Raw genomic sequence first — 24156 nt, forward strand, 5'->3', positions numbered from 1 at the left:
CTTCGGCCGGAGTGACGATCGGGACTAGCGCCATTCAAACGTCAGCGGCGCTTCGCGAAACGCAAACCGGTCGAGGTGCCGCTCGAGTACGCCCTTCAACCCCTCCAGTTGCTCCGCCGAGGTCGCGTCGATCCGCACGATCAGCGTATCGCCGCCCGCGGTCATCGTCGCAACGCCGTCGCCGGGATGATCCGCCCCGCGAGCGTCCTTCGGAAACACCACTCGGCCCTGCCCGGCATCGAATTCGACGCTCAGATTGTGCGCCCAATGCTTGCAGAGCTGCTGGAGATACCGGCCGCCATTCGCCGTCGGCACCGCCGCCGTCGCGGTGAAGCCACTCACAGCCGCTCGATCCGCTGCGCCGCTTCGTCGAGGATCGCCGCGATGTCGTGCAGGCGGTCGGCATCGTCGCCCCCTTCGCCCATCCGGTGATGCAGCACGGTTTTCAGATTGTGCATCGCGCGGCGGACGGGCCGTGCTTCGTGGCGGTCGCGGTGCGCGCCAAGGGAAGCGAGCCGGGCCATCAGCGCTTCGACTTCTTCGACCCGTTCGGCAAGATGCGCCGTTCCGTCCGAGGTGATCGCATAGACCTTCTTCGCTCCGTCAGCCTGGGTTTCGGCGATCAGCCCCATCTCGTCGAGCAGGGTCAGCGTCGGATAGACAACGCCCGGCGACGGCGCATAGCCGCCGCTGGTCCGCGTTTCGATTTCGCGGATCAGGTCGTATCCGTGGCGCGGGCTTTCCGAAATCAGCTTCAGCAGCACCAGTCGCAATTCGCCGCCGTCGAACATCCGCCGCCGCCCGCGACCGCGCGGGCCGGATGTGGCGTCGCCCTCGATTTCCCAGCGCACCTCAAACGGTCCCCAGCGCCGCGAACCGCTGGTCGCGCCAAAGTGCCGATGCCTGCGGTGATTGCCATGCATTCCGAACATAAATCTCATCCTGTGCGAGTCGCGATGCCTCTAAGATATATCTTGAACGAGTTTTGGCAAGAGATGTGCGATGCGGGCGTTACCCCTTCTCCTTTCGTCACCCCGGACTTGCTCAGGGTTCACAAGCCCGCTTGGCGCCGTGCTGTTGGAGAATGATGTGCCGGCCGCCCGGTGGCCCCCCCGGCACTTCGGCCGGGGTGACGGAGGGGTTTGGCACCGGCCCCCACGCCCCCTATCTATCGTCGCATGGCCGATCTCTTCGCCGGACACGAACCGCCGCCCCCGCCCGAAACCCCTGCCGACGGCCCGCTCGCCGACCGGCTGCGCCCGCGTGCGCTGGGCGAGGTCGTCGGGCAGGAACATCTGACCGGTGCCGAAGGCGCGATCGGGCGGATGGTCGCGGCGGGCAAGCTGACTTCGATCATCCTGTGGGGACCGCCGGGCACGGGCAAGACCACCGTCGCGCGGCTGCTCGCCGATGCGGTGGGGCTTCGATACGCGCAGATTTCGGCGGTGTTCTCGGGCGTTGCCGACCTGAAAAAGGTGTTCGCCGAAGCCAGGGAACACGCGCGGATCGGCAAGAAGACGCTGCTGTTCGTGGACGAAATCCATCGCTTCAATCGCGCGCAGCAGGACGGGTTTCTGCCCTTCGTCGAGGATGGCACGGTGACCTTGGTCGGGGCGACGACCGAAAACCCGTCGTTCGAGTTGAACGCCGCGTTGCTCAGCCGCGCACAGGTGCTCATTCTCCACCGTCTCGATGCGCGCGCATTGGAGACATTGCTGGCACGCGGAGAGGAAGCGGAGGGCCGCCCCCTCCCGCTCGACGAAGCGGCGCGCGCGGCGCTGATCGCCAGCGCCGACGGCGACGGGCGGTTCCTGCTCAACCAGGCGGAGACACTGTTTTCGGTCGGGCTCGACGCGCCACTCGATCCTGCGGGCCTCTCCGCGCTGCTCCAGCGCCGCGTCGCGGTGTACGACAAGGATCGCGAGGGGCATTACAATCTGATCTCCGCGCTGCATAAGTCGCTCCGCGGGTCCGATCCGCAGGCCTCGCTCTATTATCTCGCGCGGATGCTGACCGCGGGCGAGCAGCCGCTTTACGTGCTGCGCCGGCTGGTGCGGTTCGCGAGCGAGGATATCGGCCTCGCCGATCCGCAGGCGCTGGTGCAGTGCCTTGCCGCCAAGGATGCCTATGATTTTCTCGGCAGTCCCGAAGGCGAACTGGCGATTGTCCAAGCCTGCCTCTACTGCGCGACCGCACCCAAATCGAATGCCGCGTACAAGGCGCAAAAGGCTGCGTTCCGCACCGCGAAGGAAACCGGGTCGCTGATGCCGCCACAGAACATTCTGAACGCGCCGACCAAGCTGATGAAGGAAATCGGCTATGGCAGCGGCTACACCTATGACCATGACGCCGAGGGCGGGTTCAGCGGCGACAATTACTGGCCGGACGAGATGACGCCGCAGAATTTCTACACGCCCACCGATCGCGGGCTGGAAAAGCGCATCGCCGAGCGCATGGCGTGGTGGGACGAACGCCGGGGTGGCCGGGGGGAATAACCGGCCCTTTCCATCCGTCGATCCGTCTGCTTAGCTTCGCCAATGCCCAGCACGCTGACCGTCGCGCTCGCCTCCGTGGCTCTCGCAACCTCCCTTTCTGCCGCTCAGACCATTCCCTTGCCCGACAGGACCGCCCATGACCGCGCGATCGCCGCGGGATACAAGGCGCTGATGCTGTGCGGCGCGCTCAACAGCGCGCAGGTTGCAGGCGGGAAACGCAGTGTCGCGAGTGTCGAGGCCAACGAGCTTCGCGGCACATACGCCGATTACGACGCGCTGCTGCCCATGTTGACGGCCGAGGTCAGCGATGCGGGTGTCGCAGTCCCCTACGATCCCGCCATGCCGCCGCGCTTTGCGCGCGATGCTGCGGCCAACGGCTGCGTGCTGGCTCCGATCGGCACCGCGACCATGCCGCGGGGGAACGTCAGCGTGCGCACCGGGCCGCGGCGCGAACGCCCGTGGCCGGCCGGCAATCCGGATCGCGTTACCCCGCCCTCGCGCGCGCTGGCACCCGTCACCAACGCCGCGTTCAACGGCAGCTATGGCAAGGGCAGCAACACGACCGCCGTACTGATCCTCGACGCACAGGGGGCAATCGCCGCCGAACGCTATGCCGAGGGTTTCGGTCCCGACACCCCCAACCGCACCTGGTCGGTAGCCAAGAGCATCGCCGGCACGATGATCGGTGCGGCGGTCAACAAGGGGCTGATCGATCCGCAGGCCCCCGCGCCGGTCCCCGAATGGCAGACTCCTGGCGATCCGCGCGCCGCGATCACGCTCGACCAGCTCCTCCGTATGGCGAGCGGGTTACACAGCGACACTGCAGGCAATCGCACCGACGCGATCTATTTCGGCGGCACCGCCGTCACCGAAGAGACCGTCGCCTGGCCGCTGGCGGTCAAACCCGGCAGCCGGTTCCGCTATGCCAACAACGATACGCTGCTCGCGGTCCGCGCGATGAGGGCCAAAATCGGCAACGATGATTTCGCGCGCGAATTGCTGTTCGGACCTGTCGGCATGTCCGCGACGATCGCCGAGCGGGACTGGCAGGGCAATTACATCCTCTCCAGCCAGGTCTGGTCGACGCCGCGCGATTTCGCCCGGCTGGGGCTGTTTTGGCTGAACGATGGGGTGTGGCAGGGAAAACGCCTGCTGCCCGATGGCTGGATGCGGTACATGACCACCCCCAGCGGACCGCAACCTGCCAGCGGCCCCGGCTATGGCGCGACGCTGTGGCTGTTCGGCCCCGATCAGGGGCTACCCGCCGGTAGCTATGCCGCGCAGGGCAATCGCGGCCAGTACATCATGGTGATCCCGTCGCGCCGCATCGTCGTGGTGCGTCGCGGCGAAGACCCGGCGGGGGCGCGGTTCGACATCGCGAAGTTCGCGGCCGATGTGCTGAAGGCGATGCCGAATTGATCCTCCCCGACAGAGGGAGGTGGCGGACGCGCGAGCGACTGATGGAGGGGGCTGACCCCGCAGCGCACCGCTTGCGGCATTCCCCCTCTGTCAGCGCTGCGCGCGCCCACCTCCCCCGACGGGGGAGAAATTGGTGATGCGTTTCCGCCATTTCGCGGCGATCGACTGGTCGGGGGCGAAGGGTGAACGCCATGCGGGACTGGCGCTTGCACTCTGTGCGCCGGGCGCCGCCGCGCCCGAGCTTGTCCGCCCCGGCCATCGCTGGTCGCGCGGTGAAATCCTTGATTGGCTGGTGAACGACATGCCGACCGATACACTGGTCGGTCTTGATCTCGGCACATCGTTGCCCTTCGTCGATCGTGGCGCTTATTTTCCCGGCTGGGATGACAGCCCGCCCGATGCACGCCGCCTGTGGGCGCTGGTCGATGCGATGTGCGACGATAATCCGCATCTGGCGGCCTGCGATTTCGTCGATCATCGCCACGCGTCGGAGCATTTTCGCCGCCACGGGGGGCGAAAGGGCGCGCAGTTCGAAGGACGCGGACGGTTGCGCGTGACCGAGCAGGCACAGCGCGGACAGGGGCTCAATCCCTACAGCAACCTCAACCTCGTCGGCGCGGCGCAGGTCGGCAAGTCGAGCCTGACGGGGATGCGCGTGCTCCACCGACTGGCCGGGCGCGTTCCCGTCTGGCCGTTCGATCCGCTGCCCCCGCGCGGCTCCGTCGTGGTCGAAATCTATACCAGCCTGGCCGCGATCGCCGCGGGCCGCGCCAAGGGGCGGACCAAGATACGCTCCCACGCCGAACTGGACGCGGGCCTCGAAGCACTCGGCAGTTCGCCGTTCGGCGGTTCCGGCCCGATCGACGATCACAGGAGCGACGCGCTACTGACCGCCGCCTGGCTGCGTGCCAATGCCGATCGCGCGGAAATCTGGCACCCCCGCGCGCTCACCCCCGAAATCGCCGCAACCGAGGGCTGGACCTTTGGCATCGTCTGACGCAATAGGCGCAGCCAGTGCCGGTTTAGCTCAGCTGGTAGAGCAGCGGTTTTGTAAACCGAAGGTCGCGGGTTCGATTCCTGCAACCGGCACCACAACGTCCGATGCATGATCGTCAGACCCTGACCGCGCAGCTGAATATGCTTGGACTGCCGACCGACCGGCCGGTGATGGTCCATGCCGGGCTACGCTCGATCGCGCCGATTTCCGACGACAGCGACGGCATCGCGGTGTGGCCGCATGGCGATTGTTTCCCGCAAATCCTGATCGACTTTCTGGACGATGGAGGCGCACGCACCGGTCCCGTCGACGACTGCATCGCCGAATTGATCGACGACGCCACATTCAGCGCCTTCGCTCTTTGGATGGAACGCGAGTTGCGCTGAGCTTGCCTCCGCCGCGCGCGCGGGCCATCGTCGCTGGATGCCCCTACTCAGTCTGAGCCCCGCGCCATGATCGACCGCCTGTTCCGCGCCCATCCCCGTACCGTCGGGGAAAGCTATGTCGAGCACGCCGCGACCGCAGGGCGGTTCGGAATGGAAATGGTGGTGGGCGGCGTCGCCTGCGTGGTCCATGCCGTCGTCCCGGCTCTGTTCGAGCGGACGGCGAGCGAGACGGTCAAGCGGCTCTATGGCCGGATGAAAGCGCGCCAACCTGCCTTTTCACAGCAACGCCCGGCGTTCGAGGAACCGCAATGGCAACTCGAATATGAAATCTGAGTCTGAAGCGACTGCGTGACGCACCATGTAGCCATCGTCGGAGCGGGCTTTTCGGGCACGCTCCAGGCGATCAACCTGCTTCGCCATGATGGACCTCGCGCGACTCTGATCGAGCGTGCCGAGCAGCCGGGCCTGGGCCTGGCGTACGGCGCGGCGCGACCCGACCATATCCTGAACGTACGCGCCGGAAACATGAGCGCGCTGCCCGACGATCCGGGCCATTTCGTGCGCTGGCTCGAAGGCGAAGGCGTTGCCGACGCCGCGCGACAGTTCGCGCCGCGGCGGACGTTCGGACGCTATCTGAAATCGATGCTCGACGATGCGGTGGCGACTTGCGGCGGGCGGCTGAGGATCGTGCGCGGCGAGGTGACGCAAGTCGAACGCTCGACGAACGGCGGGGCGCGGATCGCGCTGGCCGACGGCGATGCGATCGAGGCCGATGCGGCGGTGCTCGCGGTCGGCAACCTGCCGCCGCATACCCCGCCGGGGTTCGATCCCGACACGCTGTCGCCGCCACGCTATTTCGGTGACCCCTGGGCTGCGGACGTGACCGACGGGTTGACGCAAGACGCAACCGTGCTGGTGATCGGCACCGGGCTGACAATGATCGACACGGTGTTGAGCCTCGACGCCTGCGGGTTTCGCGGGCGCATCGTCGCGCTGTCGCGGCGCGGGCTGATCCCGCGCGCGCATGAAGCGCCGGGGGCTGGCTGGGACAGGATCGGCGAGCGGCCCGAGACGGTGGCGTCCGCCTTGGTCGCGTCGCTCCGCCAGCGCGCGAAGACAATCGGCTGGCGCAACGCGGTCGACGAGCTGCGCCCTTTCACTCAGTTCATGTGGGGCAATGCAAGCGAGGCCGAACGCAGCCGCTTTCTGCGGCACCTTCGCCCGTGGTGGGACGTGCATCGCCATCGACTAGCGCCGGAAGTCGCGGCGAGGATCGACGCGCTGATCGCGAGCGGACGGCTGACCATCCTGTCGGGCAAGACGCAGACGGCACGCGAGACGGCGACGGGTGTCGATGTCGACTGGCGACCACGCGGGGCCGATGCGGCGGAGACACTGACCGTCCAGCGCGTCATCAACTGCACCGGGCCGCTCGGCGATCTGGGGCGCACCGCCGATCCGCTGCTGCGCGACCTGACCGCGCGCGGTCTGATCCGCGCCGACCCGCACCGGATCGGGATCGATGTCGACAATCAGGCGCGGACGATCGCCGCCAATGGCCAGCCCAACGACTGGCTCTATGCGCTGGGGCCGATGACGCGCGGCGCATTCTGGGAAATCGTCGCGGTGCCCGACATAAGGCAGCAGACCTGGGCGCTGGCGCGGCGGCTGTCGAACGCGCATTGGGTGGGCGGCGAAGGGCTGTGATTGCGCGAGGCGCAGCTTTGCGCGAAGGGGCGGTTCGGACCGAGAGGATTTAGTCGATGTCGATTGCGCGTTCGCCGCTGGCCCCCGCCATCTTTCCCGCGCTGCCCCGCGTCGATGGGGTGACGTTGCGCACCGCGCGCGCGCGCTACAAGAGCTGGGATCGCTGCGACCTGACCTATGTCGAGCTGTCGCCCGGAACCACCGTCGCGGGCGTCACCACGCAGAGCAAATGCCCCTCGCCCGAGGTCGAATGGTGCCGCAAGGCGCTGGTGCTGGGCGAGGCGCGCGCGCTGGTCGTCAATGCCGGCAATTCGAACGCCTTCACCGGCAATCGCGGGCGCGAGGCGGTCGAGGCGATGGTGGCGAAGGTCGCGCGCCATCTGGACTGCAAGCCGTCCGATGTATTCGCCGCATCGACCGGCGTGATCGGCGTGCCGCTGCCGGTCGACAAGGCCGAGGCGGGGCTCGACGCCGCCTTTGCCGCCGCGCCCTGCGGCTGGGAGGAAGCCGCCGAGACGATCATGACCACCGACACCTTTGCCAAGGCGGCGGTGACGAACGCGGTGGTCGACGGGCGCACCGTGCAACTGGTCGGCATCATCAAGGGGTCGGGGATGATCGCGCCCGACATGGCGACGATGCTGGGGTTCATCTTTACCGATTGCGCGGTCGACCCCACCATCCTGCACGGCGCGCTGGCCGATGCGAACCGTGCAAGCTTTTCGTGCATCACGGTCGATAGCGACACTTCGACCAGCGACACGGTGCTAGCCTTTGCGACCGGCAAAGCCGGGAATGCGCCGATCGTCGATGCCGACAGTATCGGCGCGGACGCCTTCCGCGCGGCGATGGCGGACCTGTGCCTGCAACTGGCGCATCTGGTGGTGCGCGACGGCGAAGGCGCGACCAAGTTCATCCGCATCGACGTCGAGGGTGCTGAGGATGACGGCAGCGCAAGGCGGATCGGGCTGTCGATCGCGAATTCGCCGCTGGTCAAGACCGCCATCGCGGGCGAGGACGCCAATTGGGGCCGGGTGGTGATGGCCGTCGGCAAGGCAGGCGAACCCGCCGAGCGCGACAAATTGTGCATCCGCTTCGGCACGACTCAGGTCGCGCGAAACGGGCTGGCGGTCGAGGGCTATGACGAAGCGCCTGTGGCAGCGCATCTGAAAGGCAGCGAGATCGAGATCGGCGTCGAACTGGGAATCGGCGAAGGCCGCGCCACCGTGTGGACCTGCGACCTGACGCACGGCTACATCTCGATCAACGCCGATTACCGGAGCTGAACCGAAGGGGCGGAGCGTCGCGATGCGATCGCCCCGCCCCTCAGTCCTCCGCGGGCAGATCCTTGTTCAGCGCGCGCAGCAGCGGCACGATGGTCGCGAAATCGTCGGTCCAGGGCGTGAACCCCGAATAGGCGCGCAGCGTCCGCCAGCGCAGGTCGTTCGCGGTCAGCCGCGCGAGCGTCGCGCCGTCCTTCGACATCACCACCCAGTCCGACGTGCTGCCGCCCATGATTCCGGTGTCGCTGGCATAATCGGTCAGCAGCGCCGCGCTCCATCCGCCCAGTCGCGCCGCCGCCTCCACCACCGGCTCCAGCGCGAGATAGCGGTTGGAGATGTGGACGACGAGCACGCCATCGGGCGCAAGCGCGCGGGCATAGGTGTCGAACGCCTCGCGGGTCATCAGGTGCATCGGCACCGCGTCGGACGAAAAGGCGTCGAGCACCAGCACGTCCAGGCTCCCCGCCGGTTGATCGGCGATGGTAATCCGCGCGTCGCCGAGCGCCAGATCGACGCCCTGCGGCAGGCACTGCTGGAGGAAGGTGAAGCGATTGCGCGCGATGTCGAGCACCGCGGGATCGATTTCGTAGAAGGTCCATTGCTGGTTGGGCAGCGCGTAACAGGCGAGGGTCCCGGTCCCCAGACCGACCACGCCGACCCGTGCGCCCTGCGGATAGAGGGCGGGCGCGGCCTGCATCACCTGGCCCACCGCCGATCCGGGGAGGTAATAGCTGGTCGGGGTGCGTTCGAGTTCGGGCGCGCCCTTCAGCTGGACGCCGTGCAGCGTCGTGCCGTGCGCCAGCGTCCGCATGTCGGCATATTCGCGGATCGTATAGACGCCGAAATAGCTGCGGGTGCGGGCATCGGTGGTGAAGCTCAACTCCAGCGCGCGATAGCCGCCGAACAGGAACAGCGAGGCGACCAGCGCGAAGACGTAGAGCGGTCGCTGGCCGATGACCAGCACGCCGACGACCGCCATGCCGAGAAACGCGATCGATTCGGCCCGCGCGCCCAATATCTGCCCCGGATTGGCAATGCCCAGCACCACCAGCACGCCGACGACCAGCACGGCGGCGACCCCGGCGATGTTGGCGCGGCGTTCACTCCCCTCCCAGAATCGTTCGAACGCGGGGAGGAGATAGGGCTGCGCCGCAAGCAGCCCGGCGGCGATGATCAGGATCGGAAATTCATAGGTCCAGTCGAAGATCACCGGCGCGATCACCGCCGCGAACACACCGCCCAGCGCGCCGCCGACCGACATGGCGAGATAGAATCCGGTCAGTCGGTCGGGATCGGGGCGCAGGTCGTACATCCGCGCATGCATGGTGATCGCGACGACGAACAGCAGCAGGAGCGCCATCAGCGCGCTCAAGAACGCTTCGGACTGGGCGCCCGCCATCAGCGTGCCGCCGAACAGAAGGATGGTGACCGGCGCGAGTTTCTGGATCAGGTTCGCCGCCGTTCTTTGAGTGGCGAAGGCGATGGTGAAGCTCAACAGATAGAGGCCGAGCGGGAGCACCCACAGCATCGGCACCGCGACGATATCGGTGGTCAGGAAGGTGGTGGTGGCAAGCATCAGCCCCGACGGCACAATGGCAAGCGCGATCCAGTGGAGGACGCGGCGTGTCGATGGTTTCGGACTGGTCGGGTGGTGCTCGGTCGGGGCCGATGCGCTGGCCTTGGGCAGGCGGAGCGCACAGATCAGGATCAACACGAACACCAGCGCATAGCCGATGCTCCACACCATGCTCTGATTGTGCAGGGCAAGCGTCGGCTCGACGATCAGCGGATAGGCAATCAGCCCGCCGAAACTGCCGATGTTCGAGGCGGCATAAAGCGCATAGGGGTCGCGCCCGCCCGATGCGGCCGCAAACCAGCGCTGGAGCAGCGGCGCCTGAGCCGAAATCGCGAAGAACAGCGGGCCGATCGACGCGGCGAGGAACAATGGCACCCACAGCACCGCGTCGAGCCCGGCAGGCTGGCGGATCGCGAGCAGCCCGATCGGCAACCACAGCGCCGCGACCGCGAGCACGCCGAGATGGATCGCCGCCTGGCGCCGGAGCGGCACCCGCCCCAGCCAATGGGCATAGGCATAGCCGCCGAGCAGCAACGCCTGATAGACGAGCATTGCCGAGTTCCACACCGCCGGTGCGCCGCCGATCCGCGGCAGCGCCATCCGCGCGATCATCGGCTGAACGAGAAACAGCAGGAACGACCCCGACAGGATCGCAACGACGAACAGGATGCCGATGCCGCTCTTGGGTGCGGGATCGTCGGTATAGACGCCATCCACCGGCGGCTTGTCGGCAGGGACGCTCGTTTCGCTGTCTGCGGTCATGGGTTCACATATCCATAATGACCGTCACCCCCGCGCGGGCGGGGGGCCATTTCCGGCCGTGGTACGGGGGGCGACGGTTGAAAGATGGCTTCCCGCCTTCGCGGGAATGACGAAGAAGATGAGATCACGCGCCGAGCAACCGTGCGGCGAGCGGCGCGTGATAGGTGAGCACGCCCGAGCAGCCGGCGCGTTTGAACGCCATCAGCGTTTCCAGCACCAGCGCGTCGCGGTCGCCCGCTCCGGCGGCGGCGGCAGCCTCGATCATCGCGTATTCGCCGGACACTTGATAAGCGAATACAGGGACTTCGAAGCGTTGCTTCACATCGCGGATGATGTCGAGATAGGGCAGGCCCGGCTTCACCATCACGCTGTCTGCACCTTCCGCCAGGTCGGCGGCAACCTCGCGCAGCGCTTCCTGCCGGTTGGCGGGGTCCATCTGATAGCTCTTCTTGTCGCCCTTCAGCAGCCCGCGGCTGCCCACCGCGTCGCGGAACGGGCCGTAAAAGGCGCTCGCATATTTTGCGGCATAGGACATGATCTGGACATTGGGATGCCCCCCGGCCTCCAGCGCGTCGCGGATCAGGCCGATGCGGCCGTCCATCATGTCCGACGGGGCGACGATATCCGCGCCCGCCTCTGCCTGAACCAGCGCCTGCCGCACCAGTGCCTCCGCCGTCGCGTCGTTCAGGACGTAACCCGAGCCATCCACCAGCCCGTCATGGCCGTGGCTGGTATAGGGATCGAGCGCGACGTCGGTCAGCACGCCGACCTCGGGCACCGCATCCTTCAATGCGCGGATCGCGCGGCACATCAGATTGTCGGGATTGTGCGCCTCCGCCCCGTCGTCGCTGCGAAGATCGGCAGGCGTGTTGGGGAACAGCGCGATGCAGGCGATGCCCACCGCGCGAGCCTCCCTTGCCCGCTCCACCAACCGGTCCACCGACCAGCGCGATACACCGGGCAGGCTGGAGATCGGCTGCTCTTCGCCCCGTCCCTCACAGACGAACAACGGCCAGATCAGATCGGCGGCGGTCAGGACGGTTTCGGCATGAAGCCTGCGGCTCCACTCGGATGCGCGGGTGCGGCGCAGGCGGAGCGCGGGGTAACGGGCGGACATGGCGCGCTTTGTGCGGGATCGCCGACAATCGCGCAAGTCATGGGACCTTAATCGACAGCGTGCGTTATGGCGGCCATGATCCAGATCAAATCCGCAGCCCTGATCGTCAACGCGATGTCGCGTACCGGCGAAGCCATGTTCGAACAGGCGCGCGACGCAATGCGCGGGCTGCCCTATCCGGTCGATGCCCATGCCGTCCATGACCCGGAAGAACTGGACGATATGATGGCCGCGATCCTGGCGAAAAAGCCCGATCTGGTGGTGCTGGGCGGCGGTGACGGAACGATCAGCGGGCTGGTCGATCACCTGGTCGGCAAGGGCGTGGCGCTGGGCGTCCTGCCACTGGGCACCGCCAACAGTTTCGCGCGGACGCTGGGCATCCCGCTGGAGGTCGAGGGCGCGGTCGAGGTTCTGCGGACTGGCGAGCCCAAGCGCATCGACCTGGGCATGATCGACCATGATTATTTCGCCAATTGCGCCGCGATCGGCCTGTCGCCGCAAATCGCGGAGACGGTGCCGCACAAGCTGAAACGCTGGTTCGGGCGGGCGGGCTATCTGGGCTGGGCGGCGGTCCAGTATATGCGGTTCGAACCGTTCACGCTGATCGTCACCAATGGCGGAAAGGAACGCCGCGTCCGAACCGTCGAGGTGCGGATATCGAACGGCTCCTATCATGGCGGCACCGAACTGGTCGAGGAAGCGACCCTCGATTCGGGAGAGATCGTGATCCAGGCGGTCACGGGACGGGTGAAGCGCCGCCTGATCGCCAATTGGGGCGCGAACATCCTGCGGCTCGAATCGCGCAAGAAGGGCACGGTGTCGTTCCGCGGGAAGGCGCTGGAGGTGCGGACCGACCCGCCAATGGCGATTTCGATCGACGGCGAAGTACTGGCGAAGACGCCGGTCACCGCGAAGGTCGCAGCGGGGGTGATTTATGTGATGGCGCCGGTGGGGCGGTGAAGCGGCGCTGCTCGGGCCGAATGATGGGGCATTGAGCCGCTGTCAGGCCCACAAAACGGTCATTGCGAGCGGATTACCCCAGCCGCCCCAACGCCGCGTGCAGCCGCGCCGCTTCTTCCGACTTCTCCGCATGATCGGCGCGCGCCTTTTCCACCGCTTCGGGCTTGGCGCGTTCGACGAAGCTCGGGTTCGACAACCGCCCCGACAGCGAATCGCGTTCCTTCTCCGCCGCTGCGATCGCCTTGGCCAGCCGTGCGCGCTCGGCGTCGAGGTCGATGACGCCTTCGAGCGGGAGGACGAAGGTTGCCTCGTCAACCACGACCTGCGCCGCACCGCCAGCCGGCGCCTCCGCATCGTTCAGATCGACTCGCGCCATCCGCGCCAGCGCCGCACCCTGACGCTCAAGCCGCGCCATCGTTTCCGCCGATGCGTCGCGAACGTGCAACGGCAGGCGCGCGCCCGGCGGCACGTTGAGTTCGGTGCGGCTGGAGCGGATGTCGCTCACCAGCCGGATCAGCCAGTCGATTTCCTTCTGCGCGGCGACATCGAGCGATTTCGCATCCGCCATCGGCCACTTGGCGGTGATGATCGGATAATCTCGATCTCCCATCGCGTGCCACAGCTCTTCGGTGATGAACGGCATGAACGGGTGGAGCATCACCAGAATCTGGTCGAGCACCCAGCCCGCAACCGCCTTGGTCTCGTCGTCGATCTGACCTTTGATCAGTTCCAGATACCAGTCGCAGAAGCGGCTCCACGCGAACTGATAGATCGCGTTGGCCGCGCCGTCGAACCGGTATTCGGCAAGCGCGAGATCGACCGCCTGCACCGCCGACACCGTTTCCGCGATGATCCAGCGATTGACCGCGCGGGTCGCCTCGGGCGGGGACAGCGTGGTCGATGCGCCGATGCCGTTCGCCTGGCAGAAACGCGCGGCATTCCACAGCTTGGTCGCGAAGTTGCGATACCCCTCGACCCGCTTTTCATCCATCTTGATGTCGCGGCCCTGGCTTTCCATCGCCGCCATGAAGAAGCGCAACGCGTCCGCGCCATAGCGGTCGATCAGGCCGAGCGGATCGACGGTATTGCCCTTCGACTTCGACATTTTCGAGCCGTCGGCGGCGCGGACCAGCCCGTGGAGATACAGCGTCTTGAACGGCACATCGCCCATGAAGTGCAACCCCTGCATCATCATCCGCGCGTCCCAGAAGAACAGGATGTCGAAGCCGGAGATCAACACGTCGTTGGGATAGCGGCCACCGAGCTTGGGTGCCTTAAGCCCCTCCCCTTCAGGGGAGGGGTTGGGGTGGGGCGTTTCCCCACGCGCGTCGGTCTCTGTGAGACGGGCAGGCCCCACCCCCGGCCCCTCCCCTGAAGGGGAGGGGTGAGGGGTATCGGGCCAGCCCATCGTTGCGAACGGCCAAAGCGCGGAGGAGAACCAGGTGTCGAGAACGTCTTCATCCTGACGAAGCACCACGCCTTCACCTGCAAGCGCCTGAGCTTCCTCGGCGGTTTCGGCCACATAGACCTTTCCGTCCGCGTCGAACCAAACTGGAATCCTGTGCCCCCACCACAGTTGCCGCGAGACGCACCAGGGCTGGATATTCTCCATCCAGTTGAAATAGGTCTTTTCCCACGACTTCGGCACGATCTGCACCGCGCCCGATCGCACCGCCTCGATCGCGGGCTTGGCCAGCGTCGCGGCATCGACATACCATTGGTCGGTCAGCCACGGCTCGATCACCGCATTCGACCGGTCGCCATAGGGGGTCTGGATCGTGCGCGGTTCGGCATCGTGTTCGACGCCATCCTTGTCGACATACGGGACCAGGAAGCCGCCGTCCTTCAGTTGCTGCACCACCAGCGCACGCGCATCGAAGCGGTCGAGGCCGATGAGATCAGCCGGGATCAGTCCGTCCGCCGTCTGCTGAACCCGCGCCTTGGCATCCAGCATGTTGAGCATGTCCGACGCCTTGATCCCCGCGCGCTTGCCGACCTCGAAATCGTTGAAGTCATGCCCCGGCGTGATCTTCACCGCGCCCGACCCCAGTTCGGGATCGGCATGCTCGTCGGCAACGATCGGGATCAGTCGTCCCGTAATCGGCAGGCGCACCTGCTTTCCGACCAGCGTCGTGTAACGCTCGTCGTTCGGATTTACAGCGACCGCCATGTCGGCCAGCATTGTCTCCGGCCGCGTCGTCGCGACGTGAATGAAGCCCGATCCATCCTCCAGCGGATAGCGCAGGTGCCAGAAGCTGCCCTTGACCTCGCGCGTTTCGACCTCAAGGTCGCTGATCGCGGTGCCGAGGCCGGGGTCCCAGTTCACCAGCCTTTTGTCGCGGTAGAGCAGGCGCGATCCGTCAGGTTTCACCGTGTTGTAGAGATCGACAAAGACCTTGAGCACGGCTTTCGAAAAGCCTTCGTCCATCGTGAAGCGTTCGTTGGCCCAGTCCATCGAACAGCCCAGACGGCGGAGCTGGCCGGTGATCTCGCCGCCGCTTTCTTCCTTCCACTCCCACACCTTCGCCACGAATTCGTCCCGGGTAAAATCGGTGCGGTTCTGCTGTTTGAGCGCCATCTGGCGTTCGACCACCATCTGCGTCGCGATGCCGGCATGGTCGGTGCCGACCACCCACAGCGCATCCTTGCCCTGCAACCGGGCGTGGCGGACCAGGATGTCCTGCAAGGTATTGTCGAGCGCATGGCCGATGTGCAGGCTGCCGGTGACATTGGGCGGCGGGTTGACGATCGTCCAGGGCTCCGCACCGGGCCGGTCGGGCCGGAACAGGCCATTCTCTTCCCAATAGGGATACCAGCGCTGCTCGATGGCCGCAGGGTCGAACGTCTTGGAAAGCTCGGTCATAGCCGCCCGCATTACCCGCGCGAGCGTGTGGCGCAAGGGTTCAGCTTACCCCCGTCGGGCCTTCGAGCAGGGTGCGGATGCGCTGGGCGAGTTCGGCGCGGCGCCAGGGTTTGCGGACCAGCGGGAAGTTACGGCTTTCCGCATCGAGCGCGCGGTCGGAATAGCCGGTCGTCAGCAAAATCTCGATTCCCGGATATTCGCCGCGCACGCTGGTCGCCAGTTCGACGCCATTCATGTCGCCGGGCATGACAATGTCGGTGAAAAGCAGCGCGAAATCGCTGTTGCCTTCGAGCAGCTTCAGCGCCTTCGGGGGGCTGTCGACATGGACGACGGCATAGCCGAGATCCTCGAGGATCGCCTGGCCCAGTTCGGCGACCTGGGGCTGATCCTCGACCATCAGGATGCGCTCACCCTCGCCCATCATTTGTGGGCTCTGCACCGTCGCCGGATCGATGATGCCGCGCGCACGGGGGAAATAGAGCGCGAATCGCGCGCCGCGCTCGGGCAGGTTTTCCGCCGACACGCCGCCGCCCGACTGGCGCATGAAGCCATAGACCATCGACAGGCCGAGGCCCGTCCCCTTGCCCACCGCCTTGGTCGAGAAGAAGGGATCAAAAATCTGCGCCATCGCCTGATCGTCGATGCCGGTGCCAGTGTCGGTCACCGACACGCACACATATTCGCCGGGCTCGAGGCCGGGCGCGAGCGGCGCATCGACGGTGGAGACGGCATTGGCGGTGGCGATGGTGAGGTCGCCCGCGCCCCCCATCGCATCGCGCGCGTTGGAGACGATGTTGAGCAGCGCCATTTCGGCCTGAACCGGATCGATCCGCGCATTCCACAGATCGTCGGAGAAATCGTAGCGGACGCGCACCTTGTCGCCCGCAGCCCGTCCGACAATGCCTTCGAAATCGCCGATCAGCGTGTTGATGTTGAGCAGCCGGTCGCGCAATTCCTGCTTGCGCGCGAACGCCAGCAATTGCTGGGTAAGCTGCGCGCCGCGCGACGCCGCGGTCGAAATCGCCTCCAACGAGCGGCGAGCGATGCGATCGTCCTTGTCCAGCCGCGCGTCGAGCATGTCGGTATAGCCGGTGATGACTTGCAGCAGATTGTTGAAATCATGCGCAATCCCGCCGGTCAGCTTGCCCACGGCCTCCATCTTCTGCGCCTGGCTCAACGCCTCTTCAGCTTCCTTGCGGCGCGAAATGTCGAGTTGGCTGGCGAAGAAATAGCGAAGCTCGCCATTGGCGTCGTTGACCGGAGAAACGAACAGCGCGTTCCAGAAAGTCGATCCGTTCTTGCGGTAATTGAGGATCTCGACCGCCACGTCCTCCCGTCGGCGAATCCCCTCGCGAACCTGGGACACAGTGTCCTGATCGGTCTCCGGCCCCTGAAGAAAGCGGCAATTACGGCCGACAATCTCTTCCTGCCGGTATCCCGTCATCTTTTCGAATGCGCGGTTGCAGAAAATGATGGGATTGTCGTCGCGGTGCGGATCGGTGACGATCATCGGCATCCGCGTGGTCTCTACCGCCGCGAAAAAAATGTCGTGCCGTTCGTCCGCCTCGATCGCGGCGTTCGACACCTCCCCCCGCAATCGGGCATAGAGCGCGTCGCTATCGCCGGGAAGGTCGCGACCATCGTTCATGCCGCCAAAAACCCAATGGCTCGAGACAAGTTCCCATTACCCACGCGAACCATTACCGCTTTGTCAGGCGCTCGACTTCGCGCTGGACGATTCGTTCAACGATCTCCGGCAGATGCGCATCGAGCCAGTCGCTGAGCATCGGGCGCAGCATGTCGCGCACCAGCCCCTCAAGCGTGTCCGTTCCCGAAACCGGTGGCCGCACGATCAGTTTCGACAGTGCATCGAGCGATCCGCGAGTCGCCTGAGCGGCGCGTTCGGACAGGATCGCCTCGTCCGATCGCGCGTGGGAGGGCGCGGGTTCGTTCAGCGGTTCGGGGTCGGACTGGGGCGTGGTTTCGGCCTCGGATGAAGGAGCGATTGCCGCCTCGGGTTCGACCGGTCCGGGTTCGTCGGCATAAGTAGCGAGTTCGAGCACCGCCTCGTCGCTGTCCGCGTCTTCGTCACGGGCCGAAAGCTCCGGCGCGGGCACGCGCGGGCGGCGCGGGCGCTGTCCCACATCGCCTTCTTCGGCGATGATGCGTTTGATCGACGAGAGGATGTCCTCCATCGATCGTTCGGAGCTGATATCCCCCATATCCGGCACCCTGTCGCCCGATGGTCTTAACAAGCGGCCGGTTTCGGTCAGAAGGCGGGCGCTGTCAACCGCGCCGGGATCAATCGCCGATCGGCGTTTCCGGCGGGCGGGCGATCGTCGACGGATCGGGCTGGTTGATGACGGTCGCGTTCTGCGCGGGCGTGGCGATGGTCGGCGTGCTGACCGACACCGGCTCGGGATCGTCCGCCCAGTCCGAAATCCGCCCGCGCACGCGGTTGTAATTGACCGTCGGATCGTAAAGCGGCCCGCCGTCGAGGCCCAGGTCGCGCGCCTCCGCCTGCCCCATCGCCGCAAGCAGCGCGAAGCCGGCGACATAGGCATCGCGCTGCGCCGCAACCAGCGTCACCTGAGCGTTAAGCAATTCGCGTTCGGCATCGAGGATGTCGAGAATGGTGCGGGTGCCGACGCTGTTTTCGGCGCGCACACCCTCCAGCGACAGGCGGTTGGCATCGACCGCGACTTGCGCGGTTTCGATCACGCGCTGCGACGATTGCCACACCGCGAATGCCGAGCGCGTCTGCGCGACGACGCCGCGTTCGACTTCGGTCGCGATCTCCAGCGTCTGCGAGCGGCGTGCCTGCGCCTGACGCACGCGGGCGGCGGGCAGCCCGCCCTGGAACAGTGGCATCGACAGCGACAGCCCGGCCTGAGCCGAGCTACTGTCCTGGCGAATATCGACGCCGGTGCCCGATCCCAAAGAGCCGAGAAAATTATTGTAATCGCCGCCGACAAATGCCGACACGCGCGGCAGTCGCGCGGCGCGGGCGACATCGATATCGTAATCGCTCGCCTCTGCCGCCAGCCGGATCGAATCGAGATTGGGATTCTGGTCGAGCGCGACGCGCGTCGCATCCTCGACCGCGACGGGCAGCCCCGGCAGCGGCGGCGGCGGCGCGAGCACGCCGGGCGCCTCGCCGACGATGCGGATATAGTTTTCGCGCGTCGAGATCAGCTGCGCTTCCGCGCTGCGCAACTGGCCTTCCGAAATCGCCAGCCGCGCTTCGGACTGGGCAACGTCGGTGCGGGTCAGGTCGCCCAGCTCGAACCGGTCGCGCGACGCCTGAAGATTGACGCCCAGCGCACGGACATTCTGCTGGTTGAGCGCAACGATCGCCTCGTCCCGGATCACGTCCATATAGGCCGCGACGACATTCGTGAACGTCTGCGCTTCGACGCTCCGCAAATCCGCGCGGCCCACACGAACGCGGGTTTCCGCCGCACGCACCGAATTGCGCACCGCGCCGCCCGAATAGATCGGCACCGACAGATCGACGCCCGCCGTCACCTGGCGCGCGGGGTTGCCGAAGCTGTTCTGACCCGATCCGTTCGACGAATTGTGAAGGTTTTCCAGATAGGTCGCCGAACTCGTCACCTGCGGCAGCCCGGCCGAGCGTGCGATCGGCACGTTTTCGTCATTGGCACGCAGGTTGGCGCGCTCCGCCGCCAGCGTCGGATTGGTGCGATAGGCGGTCGCCAGCGCCTGTCCCAGCGTGCTTTGTCCGATGGTCGTGACCGGTTGCGGCGCAGGGCGCGTCGGCAGCGGCTGAACCGTCTGCGCGGCGGAGATCATCGGCGCGGACAGTGCGACGATGCTCGCGCTCAGGATCAACAGCCGACAACGCATAAGGAAAGTTCCTTGGCTCAAAACTGAAACGAACGAGGCTTGTCGAAGCCGGGCAGGACCGCACAATCGATATCGACGAAATCGAACAGGCCGAACCCGCCGGCGGTCCGCCGCCCCGCCGCCAGCCGCGTGACGCCGCGATCGACCAGGCCGGTGACGATTCGCGCACCGTCCTTGGCCTGTTCGACCAGCGCATCGGGCAACGCCTCGACCGCGCCGTCGATCATAAGCACGTCAAACGGGTCATGGTCGGGCGCGCCATCGGACAGCTTGCCTTCGACCACCTCGACATTGCGCAACCCGGCCAGCGCCGCGCGCGCATCGGCGGCAAGCGGCGCTTCCTCGACCGCGACGACGCTGTGCGCCAGTCCCGACAGGAGCGCAGCCGCGTAACCGCCCGCCGCCCCGATCAGCAGCACCCGGTCGCCCGGCTCGATCCCCGCCTCGTTCAGCAACCGCGCGGTCGCGAGCGGCGTGTTGTGCATCCGCCTGCCGCCCAGCGGCAATTGCGTGTCACGATAAACGAGCGATTTGACCGCATCCGGCACGAAATCCTCGCGCGGCACGCGGGCCATCGCCTCGATCAGGCGCCGGTCGTCCACGCCGCTGGTGCGCAGCTGGCTGACCACCATCGCATCGCGCATGGTCGCGAACGGGGCGGCGGGCCGGGTGGAATCGGTGGCAGTGCTCATCATCGACAACCCCTGTCGCATAACTGTGTTAGTATTGCAATACACATTGCGGATTAGTGCTTGTATCCGCGCGGCTCTTCCGCGCCAAGCCGGTCTGTCCGCCTTTTATCGCTTTCCGGGAGTTGACACCGGCCCCTCGCCTGCCCCATCTGCGCCGCTCTCGGCCCGATGGCGGAGTGGTGACGCAGCGGATTGCAAATCCGTGCACGCCGGTTCGATTCCGGCTCGGGCCTCCAAATCCACTCCCCGCCCCCTTCCTGCTCTTTGGTTCGGCCGTGTCGCGAGAGTTGCTCCCGGTCCTGTTCAGTCAAGTCTCGTCCGACATCGCGAACAGGTCGATTCCGGGAAGAACCGCCGCACCATGACCGGCTCTCCGGTAAGGGGATTGCCGCTGGTCAATTCGCGCGCAAAAATCGATTTGTCGCAGGCACCGCAGCGGAACCGAAATGCCAGCAACAAGCTCGCCACCACCATGATCGCATGGAGCGTCAACCACAGTGCGATCCGGTAGCCCATGGCGAAGAAAAGAACGGTCGCAACGAACGAAATGGCCGCCATCGCCCAACTTGCAAGGCTGGCCAATCGCCAATCGACCCCGTCTTTCAGCATAGCCTCAATTTATCCGCGGTTCAGCCGCTCAGCGTGCCAGGCAATATGATCGGCCATGAAGGTGGCGATGGAATAATAGCTGTGGTTGTAGCCGGGCTGCATTCGGAGCGTCAGGTCGATGCCCGCGTCCTCGCACGCCGCCTCCAGCAATTCGGGCTTCAATTGCTCGGCCAGAAACTGGTCGGCATCGCCCTGATCGACCAGCAGTTCTGCGACGCGCGCGCCATCCTCGATCATCGCGCAGGCATCGTGCCGCCGCCAGACCGCGCGATCGTCGCCCAGATAGCCGCCCAGCGCCTTCTCACCCCACGGCACCTGCGACGGCGCAACGATGGGGGCGAAGGCGGAGACGGATTTGAACCGGTCGGGATTGCGCAGGGCGATGGTCAGCGCACCATGCCCGCCCATCGAATGGCCGGTGATCGCCTGACGCGTCATGTCGGCAGAGGGAAACTCCGCGGCGATCAGCGCGGGCAATTCGTCCTCGATATAGCGGCGCATCTGGAAATGCTCCGCCCAGGGTTCTTGCGTCGCATCGACGTAGAAGCCTGCCCCCTGGCCAAAATCATAGGCGTCGTCGTCGGGCACAGCGTCACCGCGTGGCGACGTGTCCGGCGCGACGAAGATCACGCCATGCTCGGCACAAGCCGCGCGAAACTCGCCCTTGTCGGTCACGTTGGCATGGGTGCAGGTCAGGCCGGACAGATACCACAGCACGGGCAGCTTCGCGCCGTCTTCGTGCGGGGGGACATAGACCGAGAAGGTCATGTCGGTGCCGGTCGCGGTCGATGCGTGGCGATAAACGCCCTGCACCCCGTCATGCGCCTTGTTGGTCGAAACCGTCTTCATGCTCATCGAAATACCACCGTCCGGTTGCCGTTCAGGAACAGGCGCCGCTCGCCCAGCGCATTCACCGCGCGCGCCAGCACCTGCGCCTCGATATCGCGACCGATGCGGATCAGGTCATCGACCGACGCGCGGTGATCGACGCGATCGACCGCTTGCTCGACAATGGGGCCTTCGTCGAGATCGCTGGTGACGAAATGGGCGGTCGCGCCGATCAGCTTTACGCCGCGCTCATGCGCCCGGTGATAGGGTCTCGCCCCCTTGAAGCCGGGCAGGAAGCTGTGATGGATGTTGATGCATTTGCCCGTCAGTCGGCCCGCAAAATCGGGCGACAGGATTTGCATGTAGCGCGCCAGCACCAGAAAATCGGCGTCCGCATCCGCCATCACCGCGTCGATTGCCGCTTCCTGCACGGCCTTGTCGCCGTCCAGCAAATGATAGGGAAGTCCGTGCCACTCGGTCAGCCCGCGCAACTTGTCGTGGTTGGACACGATCGCGACGATTTCTGCCGACAGCGCGCCCGATTGCTGGCGGTGGAGCAGATCGTTCAGGCAGTGCGAGCCCTTCGACACCGCGACGACGATGCGTGGGCGGGCATCCGCGCGCGTTAATGACCAGTCGAGTTCGAATTCCGCCGCGACGCCGCCGAGCGCCTGACGCAGCTTGTCGGCACTGGCAGGAAAGCGCGGCCCGCCGCCGGTGAAGACGACGCGCATGAAAAAGCGCCCCGTCTCCAGATCGGCATATTGCTGGCTGTCGAGGATGAAGCCGTCATGCCGTGCCAGCAGCCCGGTCACCCCCGCCACGACGCCAACCCGGTCGTGACAGGTCAGCGTCAATATCCAGCCGGCTTCGCTCACTGGGCGGGGCGGTGCATCGCGCAAACCTTGTTACCCGCCGGATCGCGCAGATAGGCGAGATAAAGGCTGCCGAACGCGTTGGAGCGGATGCCGGGCGGGTCTTCGATCGCGGTGCCGCCATTGGCGAGGCCCGCTGCGTGCCACGCATCGGCCTCTTCCTTCGACGCGGCGGCGAAGCCCACGGTGCCGCCATTGGCGTGGCAGGCGGGATTGCCGTCGATCGGTTTGGTCAACATGAAGATGCCGCCATTGTGCATGTAAAGCACGCGGCCCTTGTCGTCGGTGCGGCCGGGACGAACGCCGAGTGCGCCGAGCGTGGCGTCGTAAAATGCCTTGGACGCCTCGGTATCGTTGGCGCCGAGCATGACATGGCTGAACATTTTTTCTCTCCCTATTGTCCCTACCACCGTTCGCTTCGAGCGAAGTCGAGAAACGCATCCCGAGCGCCTGGCTCACGTTTCTCGACTTCGCTCGAAATGAACGGGGGGGACTTCAATACACCACCACCGACCGGATGCTCTCGCCCGCGTGCATCAGGTCGAAGCCCTTGTTGATCTCGTCCAGCGTCAGGACGTGGGTGATCATCGGATCGATCGCGATCTTTCCGTTCATGTACCAGTCGACGATTTTCGGCACATCGGTCCGCCCCTTCGCGCCGCCGAACGCGGTGCCTTTCCAGACCCGGCCAGTGACGAGCTGAAACGGCCGCGTCGCGATTTCCTTGCCTGCTTCGGCGACGCCGATAACGATCGATTCGCCCCAGCCGCGGTGGCAGCATTCGAGCGCGGTGCGCATCACCTCGGTATTGCCGGTGCAGTCGAAGCTGTAATCCGCGCCGCCCTCGGTCATCTCGACGATCTTGGCGACGATGTCTTCGCGGCTCATGCCCTTGGTGTTCAGGAAATGCGTCATGCCGAACTGGCGGCCCCAGTCTTCGCGGTCCGGATTGACGTCAATGCCGATGATGATCGATGCGCCCGCCAGCCGTGCGCCCTGAATGACGTTCAGGCCGATGCCGCCCAGCCCGAACACCACGACGGTTTCGCCGACCTGCACCTTGGCGGTATTCACAACCGCACCGACGCCCGTCGTCACGCCGCAGCCGATGTAGCAACTCGTCTGGAACGGCGCGTCCTCGCGGATTTTCGCGACGGCGATTTCGGGCAGCACGGTGAAGTTCGAAAAGGTCGAGCAGCCCATATAATGGAAGATCGGCTTCCCCTTGTGGCTGAACCGCGTCGTGCCGTCGGGCATCAGCCCTTTGCCTTGCGTGGCGCGGATCGCGGTGCACAAATTAGTCTTGCCCGACAGGCACGATTTACACTGGCGGCATTCGGGCGTGTAGAGCGGGATGACGTGATCGCCGACCGCGACGCTGGTGACGCCCGCGCCGACTTCGCGCACGATCCCTGCCCCTTCATGCCCCAGTATCGACGGGAAGATGCCTTCCGAATCTAGCCCGTCGAGCGTGTAGGCATCGGTATGGCAGATGCCGGTCGCCATGATTTCGACCAGCACTTCGCCTGGCCGAGGGCCTTCGAGGTCGAGTTCGACGATTTCAAGCGGGCGTTTCGCTTCGAACGCGACGGCGGCGCGGGTTTTCATGGGATGTCTCCTGTGTTGAGGGCAGCAGTCGCTGAATGGTGCGTGCCCCGTCAAGCGTTACCGCCCACCGAAACGCTCGTTTTCCTTACGCCCGCTCTCCCGTTCGTACTGA

22 protein-coding genes and 2 tRNA genes are annotated in these 24156 nt (G+C 65.8%); 10 read left to right on the forward strand and 14 right to left on the reverse strand.

The window, feature by feature from the left end; all coding sequences use genetic code 11:
- Window positions 1–24: 24 nt before the first annotated feature.
- Window positions 25–342, reverse strand: a complete 318-nt coding sequence (locus ACX0GZ_RS02455; protein ID WP_458812988.1) for a DUF2218 domain-containing protein — start codon at window positions 340–342, stop codon at window positions 25–27.
- Window positions 339–932, reverse strand: coding sequence for a PadR family transcriptional regulator (locus ACX0GZ_RS02460; RefSeq protein ID WP_458812990.1), 594 nt, complete (start codon window positions 930–932; stop codon window positions 339–341). Before ACX0GZ_RS02460 ends, ACX0GZ_RS02455 begins: the two co-directional genes overlap by 4 nt.
- A 246-nt stretch (window positions 933–1178) precedes the next feature.
- On the opposite strand from ACX0GZ_RS02460, the gene ACX0GZ_RS02465 reads away from it, so the two are divergent.
- The 8 genes from ACX0GZ_RS02465 to argJ all read left to right on the forward strand — a co-directional run bounded on the left by ACX0GZ_RS02465 (window position 1179) and on the right by argJ (window position 8290).
- Window positions 1179–2495 carry a replication-associated recombination protein A gene (locus ACX0GZ_RS02465; protein ID WP_458812992.1) on the forward strand — a complete coding sequence of 439 codons (1317 nt, stop codon included), beginning with the start codon at window positions 1179–1181 and terminating at the stop codon, window positions 2493–2495.
- 42 nt (window positions 2496–2537) lie between these two features.
- Window positions 2538–3914: a serine hydrolase domain-containing protein gene (locus ACX0GZ_RS02470; RefSeq protein ID WP_458812994.1), complete on the forward strand. Its 1377-nt coding sequence runs from the start codon at window positions 2538–2540 to the stop codon at window positions 3912–3914.
- Window positions 3915–4050: 136 nt separating this feature from the next.
- On the forward strand, window positions 4051–4911 hold the full coding sequence (locus ACX0GZ_RS02475) for a hypothetical protein (RefSeq protein ID WP_458813300.1): 861 nt from the start codon (window positions 4051–4053) through the stop codon (window positions 4909–4911).
- A gap of 19 nt (window positions 4912–4930) precedes the next feature.
- Window positions 4931–5006: transfer RNA gene (locus ACX0GZ_RS02480), tRNA-Thr, on the forward strand.
- Window positions 5007–5015: 9 nt separating this feature from the next.
- A complete protein-coding gene (locus ACX0GZ_RS02485; protein ID WP_458812996.1) occupies window positions 5016–5297 on the forward strand; it encodes a hypothetical protein in 282 nt (93 codons plus the stop codon).
- A gap of 66 nt (window positions 5298–5363) precedes the next feature.
- Window positions 5364–5630, forward strand: coding sequence for a DUF6356 family protein (locus ACX0GZ_RS02490; protein ID WP_458812998.1), 267 nt, complete (start codon window positions 5364–5366; stop codon window positions 5628–5630).
- A 15-nt stretch (window positions 5631–5645) separates the two neighbouring features.
- Entirely contained in the window at window positions 5646–7004 is a 1359-nt protein-coding gene (locus tag ACX0GZ_RS02495) for an FAD/NAD(P)-binding protein (protein ID WP_458813000.1), read from the forward strand.
- A gap of 56 nt (window positions 7005–7060) precedes the next feature.
- Entirely contained in the window at window positions 7061–8290 is a 1230-nt protein-coding gene (gene argJ, locus ACX0GZ_RS02500; RefSeq protein WP_458813002.1) for a bifunctional glutamate N-acetyltransferase/amino-acid acetyltransferase ArgJ, read from the forward strand.
- Window positions 8291–8330: 40 nt separating this feature from the next.
- Here the strand turns inward: argJ and ACX0GZ_RS02505 are convergent, their stop codons facing one another.
- Window positions 8331–10625 carry a spermidine synthase gene (locus tag ACX0GZ_RS02505; RefSeq protein WP_458813004.1) on the reverse strand — a complete coding sequence of 765 codons (2295 nt, stop codon included), beginning with the start codon at window positions 10623–10625 and terminating at the stop codon, window positions 8331–8333.
- 124 nt (window positions 10626–10749) lie between these two features.
- Window positions 10750–11742 (reverse strand): porphobilinogen synthase, encoded by a 993-nt coding sequence (hemB, locus tag ACX0GZ_RS02510; protein WP_458813006.1) that lies wholly within the window; start codon window positions 11740–11742, stop codon window positions 10750–10752.
- 66 nt (window positions 11743–11808) lie between these two features.
- On the opposite strand from hemB, the gene ACX0GZ_RS02515 reads away from it, so the two are divergent.
- The gene (locus tag ACX0GZ_RS02515) at window positions 11809–12702 is read left to right on the forward strand and encodes a diacylglycerol/lipid kinase family protein (protein ID WP_458813008.1); all 894 of its coding nucleotides are present in this window, start codon (window positions 11809–11811) and stop codon (window positions 12700–12702) included.
- Window positions 12703–12775: 73 nt separating this feature from the next.
- Here ACX0GZ_RS02515 and ACX0GZ_RS02520 read toward each other — a convergent pair whose 3' ends face one another.
- The 5 genes from ACX0GZ_RS02520 to ACX0GZ_RS02540 form a co-directional block, all read right to left on the reverse strand.
- Window positions 12776–15565, reverse strand: coding sequence for a valine--tRNA ligase (locus ACX0GZ_RS02520; RefSeq protein ID WP_458813010.1), 2790 nt, complete (start codon window positions 15563–15565; stop codon window positions 12776–12778).
- Window positions 15566–15605: 40 nt separating this feature from the next.
- Window positions 15606–17213, reverse strand: coding sequence for a histidine kinase famiy protein (locus ACX0GZ_RS02525; RefSeq protein ID WP_458813012.1), 1608 nt, complete (start codon window positions 17211–17213; stop codon window positions 15606–15608).
- 52 nt (window positions 17214–17265) lie between these two features.
- A complete protein-coding gene (locus ACX0GZ_RS02530; RefSeq protein WP_458813014.1) occupies window positions 17266–17787 on the reverse strand; it encodes a DUF2497 domain-containing protein in 522 nt (173 codons plus the stop codon).
- Window positions 17788–17866: 79 nt separating this feature from the next.
- Entirely contained in the window at window positions 17867–19432 is a 1566-nt protein-coding gene (locus tag ACX0GZ_RS02535; RefSeq protein WP_458813016.1) for a TolC family outer membrane protein, read from the reverse strand.
- A gap of 17 nt (window positions 19433–19449) precedes the next feature.
- A complete protein-coding gene (locus ACX0GZ_RS02540) occupies window positions 19450–20127 on the reverse strand; it encodes a protein-L-isoaspartate O-methyltransferase family protein (protein ID WP_458813018.1) in 678 nt (225 codons plus the stop codon).
- 159 nt (window positions 20128–20286) lie between these two features.
- Between ACX0GZ_RS02540 and ACX0GZ_RS02545 the strand changes: the two genes are divergently transcribed.
- A tRNA-Cys gene (locus ACX0GZ_RS02545) sits at window positions 20287–20360 on the forward strand.
- 67 nt (window positions 20361–20427) lie between these two features.
- Here the strand turns inward: ACX0GZ_RS02545 and ACX0GZ_RS02550 are convergent.
- The 5 genes from ACX0GZ_RS02550 to ACX0GZ_RS02570 all read right to left on the reverse strand — a co-directional run bounded on the left by ACX0GZ_RS02550 (window position 20428) and on the right by ACX0GZ_RS02570 (window position 24044).
- Window positions 20428–20682: a hypothetical protein gene (locus ACX0GZ_RS02550; RefSeq protein ID WP_458813020.1), complete on the reverse strand. Its 255-nt coding sequence runs from the start codon at window positions 20680–20682 to the stop codon at window positions 20428–20430.
- 60 nt (window positions 20683–20742) lie between these two features.
- Window positions 20743–21588 carry an S-formylglutathione hydrolase gene (gene fghA / locus ACX0GZ_RS02555; RefSeq protein ID WP_458813022.1) on the reverse strand — a complete coding sequence of 282 codons (846 nt, stop codon included), beginning with the start codon at window positions 21586–21588 and terminating at the stop codon, window positions 20743–20745.
- Window positions 21585–22439, reverse strand: a complete 855-nt coding sequence (gene purU / locus ACX0GZ_RS02560; protein WP_458813024.1) for a formyltetrahydrofolate deformylase — start codon at window positions 22437–22439, stop codon at window positions 21585–21587. Before purU ends, fghA begins: the two co-directional genes overlap by 4 nt.
- Window positions 22436–22819 (reverse strand): VOC family protein, encoded by a 384-nt coding sequence (locus tag ACX0GZ_RS02565; protein WP_458813026.1) that lies wholly within the window; start codon window positions 22817–22819, stop codon window positions 22436–22438. Before ACX0GZ_RS02565 ends, purU begins: the two co-directional genes overlap by 4 nt.
- Before the next feature lie 112 nt (window positions 22820–22931).
- The gene (locus tag ACX0GZ_RS02570; RefSeq protein WP_458813028.1) at window positions 22932–24044 is read right to left on the reverse strand and encodes an S-(hydroxymethyl)glutathione dehydrogenase/class III alcohol dehydrogenase; all 1113 of its coding nucleotides are present in this window, start codon (window positions 24042–24044) and stop codon (window positions 22932–22934) included.
- Window positions 24045–24156: the final 112 nt, after the last annotated feature.

Source organism: Sphingomonas aestuarii, assembly GCF_054457155.1.

What these genes read in the sequence shown, in the direction of transcription:
- ACX0GZ_RS02460 (WP_458812990.1), bottom strand. Translation starts at nt 932, where the DNA reads ATGTTCGGAATGCATGGCAATCACCGCAGGCATCGGCACTTTGGCGCG.
- ACX0GZ_RS02505 (WP_458813004.1), bottom strand. Translation starts at nt 10,625, where the DNA reads ATGACCGCAGACAGCGAAACGAGCGTCCCTGCCGACAAGCCGCCGGTG.
- ACX0GZ_RS02515 (WP_458813008.1), top strand. Translation starts at nt 11,809, where the DNA reads ATGGCGGCCATGATCCAGATCAAATCCGCAGCCCTGATCGTCAACGCG.
- ACX0GZ_RS02550 (WP_458813020.1), bottom strand. Translation starts at nt 20,682, where the DNA reads ATGGCGGCCATTTCGTTCGTTGCGACCGTTCTTTTCTTCGCCATGGGC.
- ACX0GZ_RS02535 (WP_458813016.1), bottom strand. Translation starts at nt 19,432, where the DNA reads ATGCGTTGTCGGCTGTTGATCCTGAGCGCGAGCATCGTCGCACTGTCC.
- ACX0GZ_RS02490 (WP_458812998.1), top strand. Translation starts at nt 5,364, where the DNA reads ATGATCGACCGCCTGTTCCGCGCCCATCCCCGTACCGTCGGGGAAAGC.
- ACX0GZ_RS02540 (WP_458813018.1), bottom strand. Translation starts at nt 20,127, where the DNA reads ATGATGAGCACTGCCACCGATTCCACCCGGCCCGCCGCCCCGTTCGCG.
- fghA (WP_458813022.1), bottom strand. Translation starts at nt 21,588, where the DNA reads ATGAGCATGAAGACGGTTTCGACCAACAAGGCGCATGACGGGGTGCAG.
- argJ (WP_458813002.1), top strand. Translation starts at nt 7,061, where the DNA reads ATGTCGATTGCGCGTTCGCCGCTGGCCCCCGCCATCTTTCCCGCGCTG.
- ACX0GZ_RS02465 (WP_458812992.1), top strand. Translation starts at nt 1,179, where the DNA reads ATGGCCGATCTCTTCGCCGGACACGAACCGCCGCCCCCGCCCGAAACC.
- ACX0GZ_RS02565 (WP_458813026.1), bottom strand. Translation starts at nt 22,819, where the DNA reads ATGTTCAGCCATGTCATGCTCGGCGCCAACGATACCGAGGCGTCCAAG.
- hemB (WP_458813006.1), bottom strand. Translation starts at nt 11,742, where the DNA reads ATGTCCGCCCGTTACCCCGCGCTCCGCCTGCGCCGCACCCGCGCATCC.
- ACX0GZ_RS02470 (WP_458812994.1), top strand. Translation starts at nt 2,538, where the DNA reads ATGCCCAGCACGCTGACCGTCGCGCTCGCCTCCGTGGCTCTCGCAACC.
- ACX0GZ_RS02530 (WP_458813014.1), bottom strand. Translation starts at nt 17,787, where the DNA reads ATGGGGGATATCAGCTCCGAACGATCGATGGAGGACATCCTCTCGTCG.
- ACX0GZ_RS02485 (WP_458812996.1), top strand. Translation starts at nt 5,016, where the DNA reads ATGCATGATCGTCAGACCCTGACCGCGCAGCTGAATATGCTTGGACTG.
- ACX0GZ_RS02525 (WP_458813012.1), bottom strand. Translation starts at nt 17,213, where the DNA reads ATGAACGATGGTCGCGACCTTCCCGGCGATAGCGACGCGCTCTATGCC.
- ACX0GZ_RS02570 (WP_458813028.1), bottom strand. Translation starts at nt 24,044, where the DNA reads ATGAAAACCCGCGCCGCCGTCGCGTTCGAAGCGAAACGCCCGCTTGAA.
- ACX0GZ_RS02520 (WP_458813010.1), bottom strand. Translation starts at nt 15,565, where the DNA reads ATGACCGAGCTTTCCAAGACGTTCGACCCTGCGGCCATCGAGCAGCGC.
- ACX0GZ_RS02475 (WP_458813300.1), top strand. Translation starts at nt 4,051, where the DNA reads ATGCGTTTCCGCCATTTCGCGGCGATCGACTGGTCGGGGGCGAAGGGT.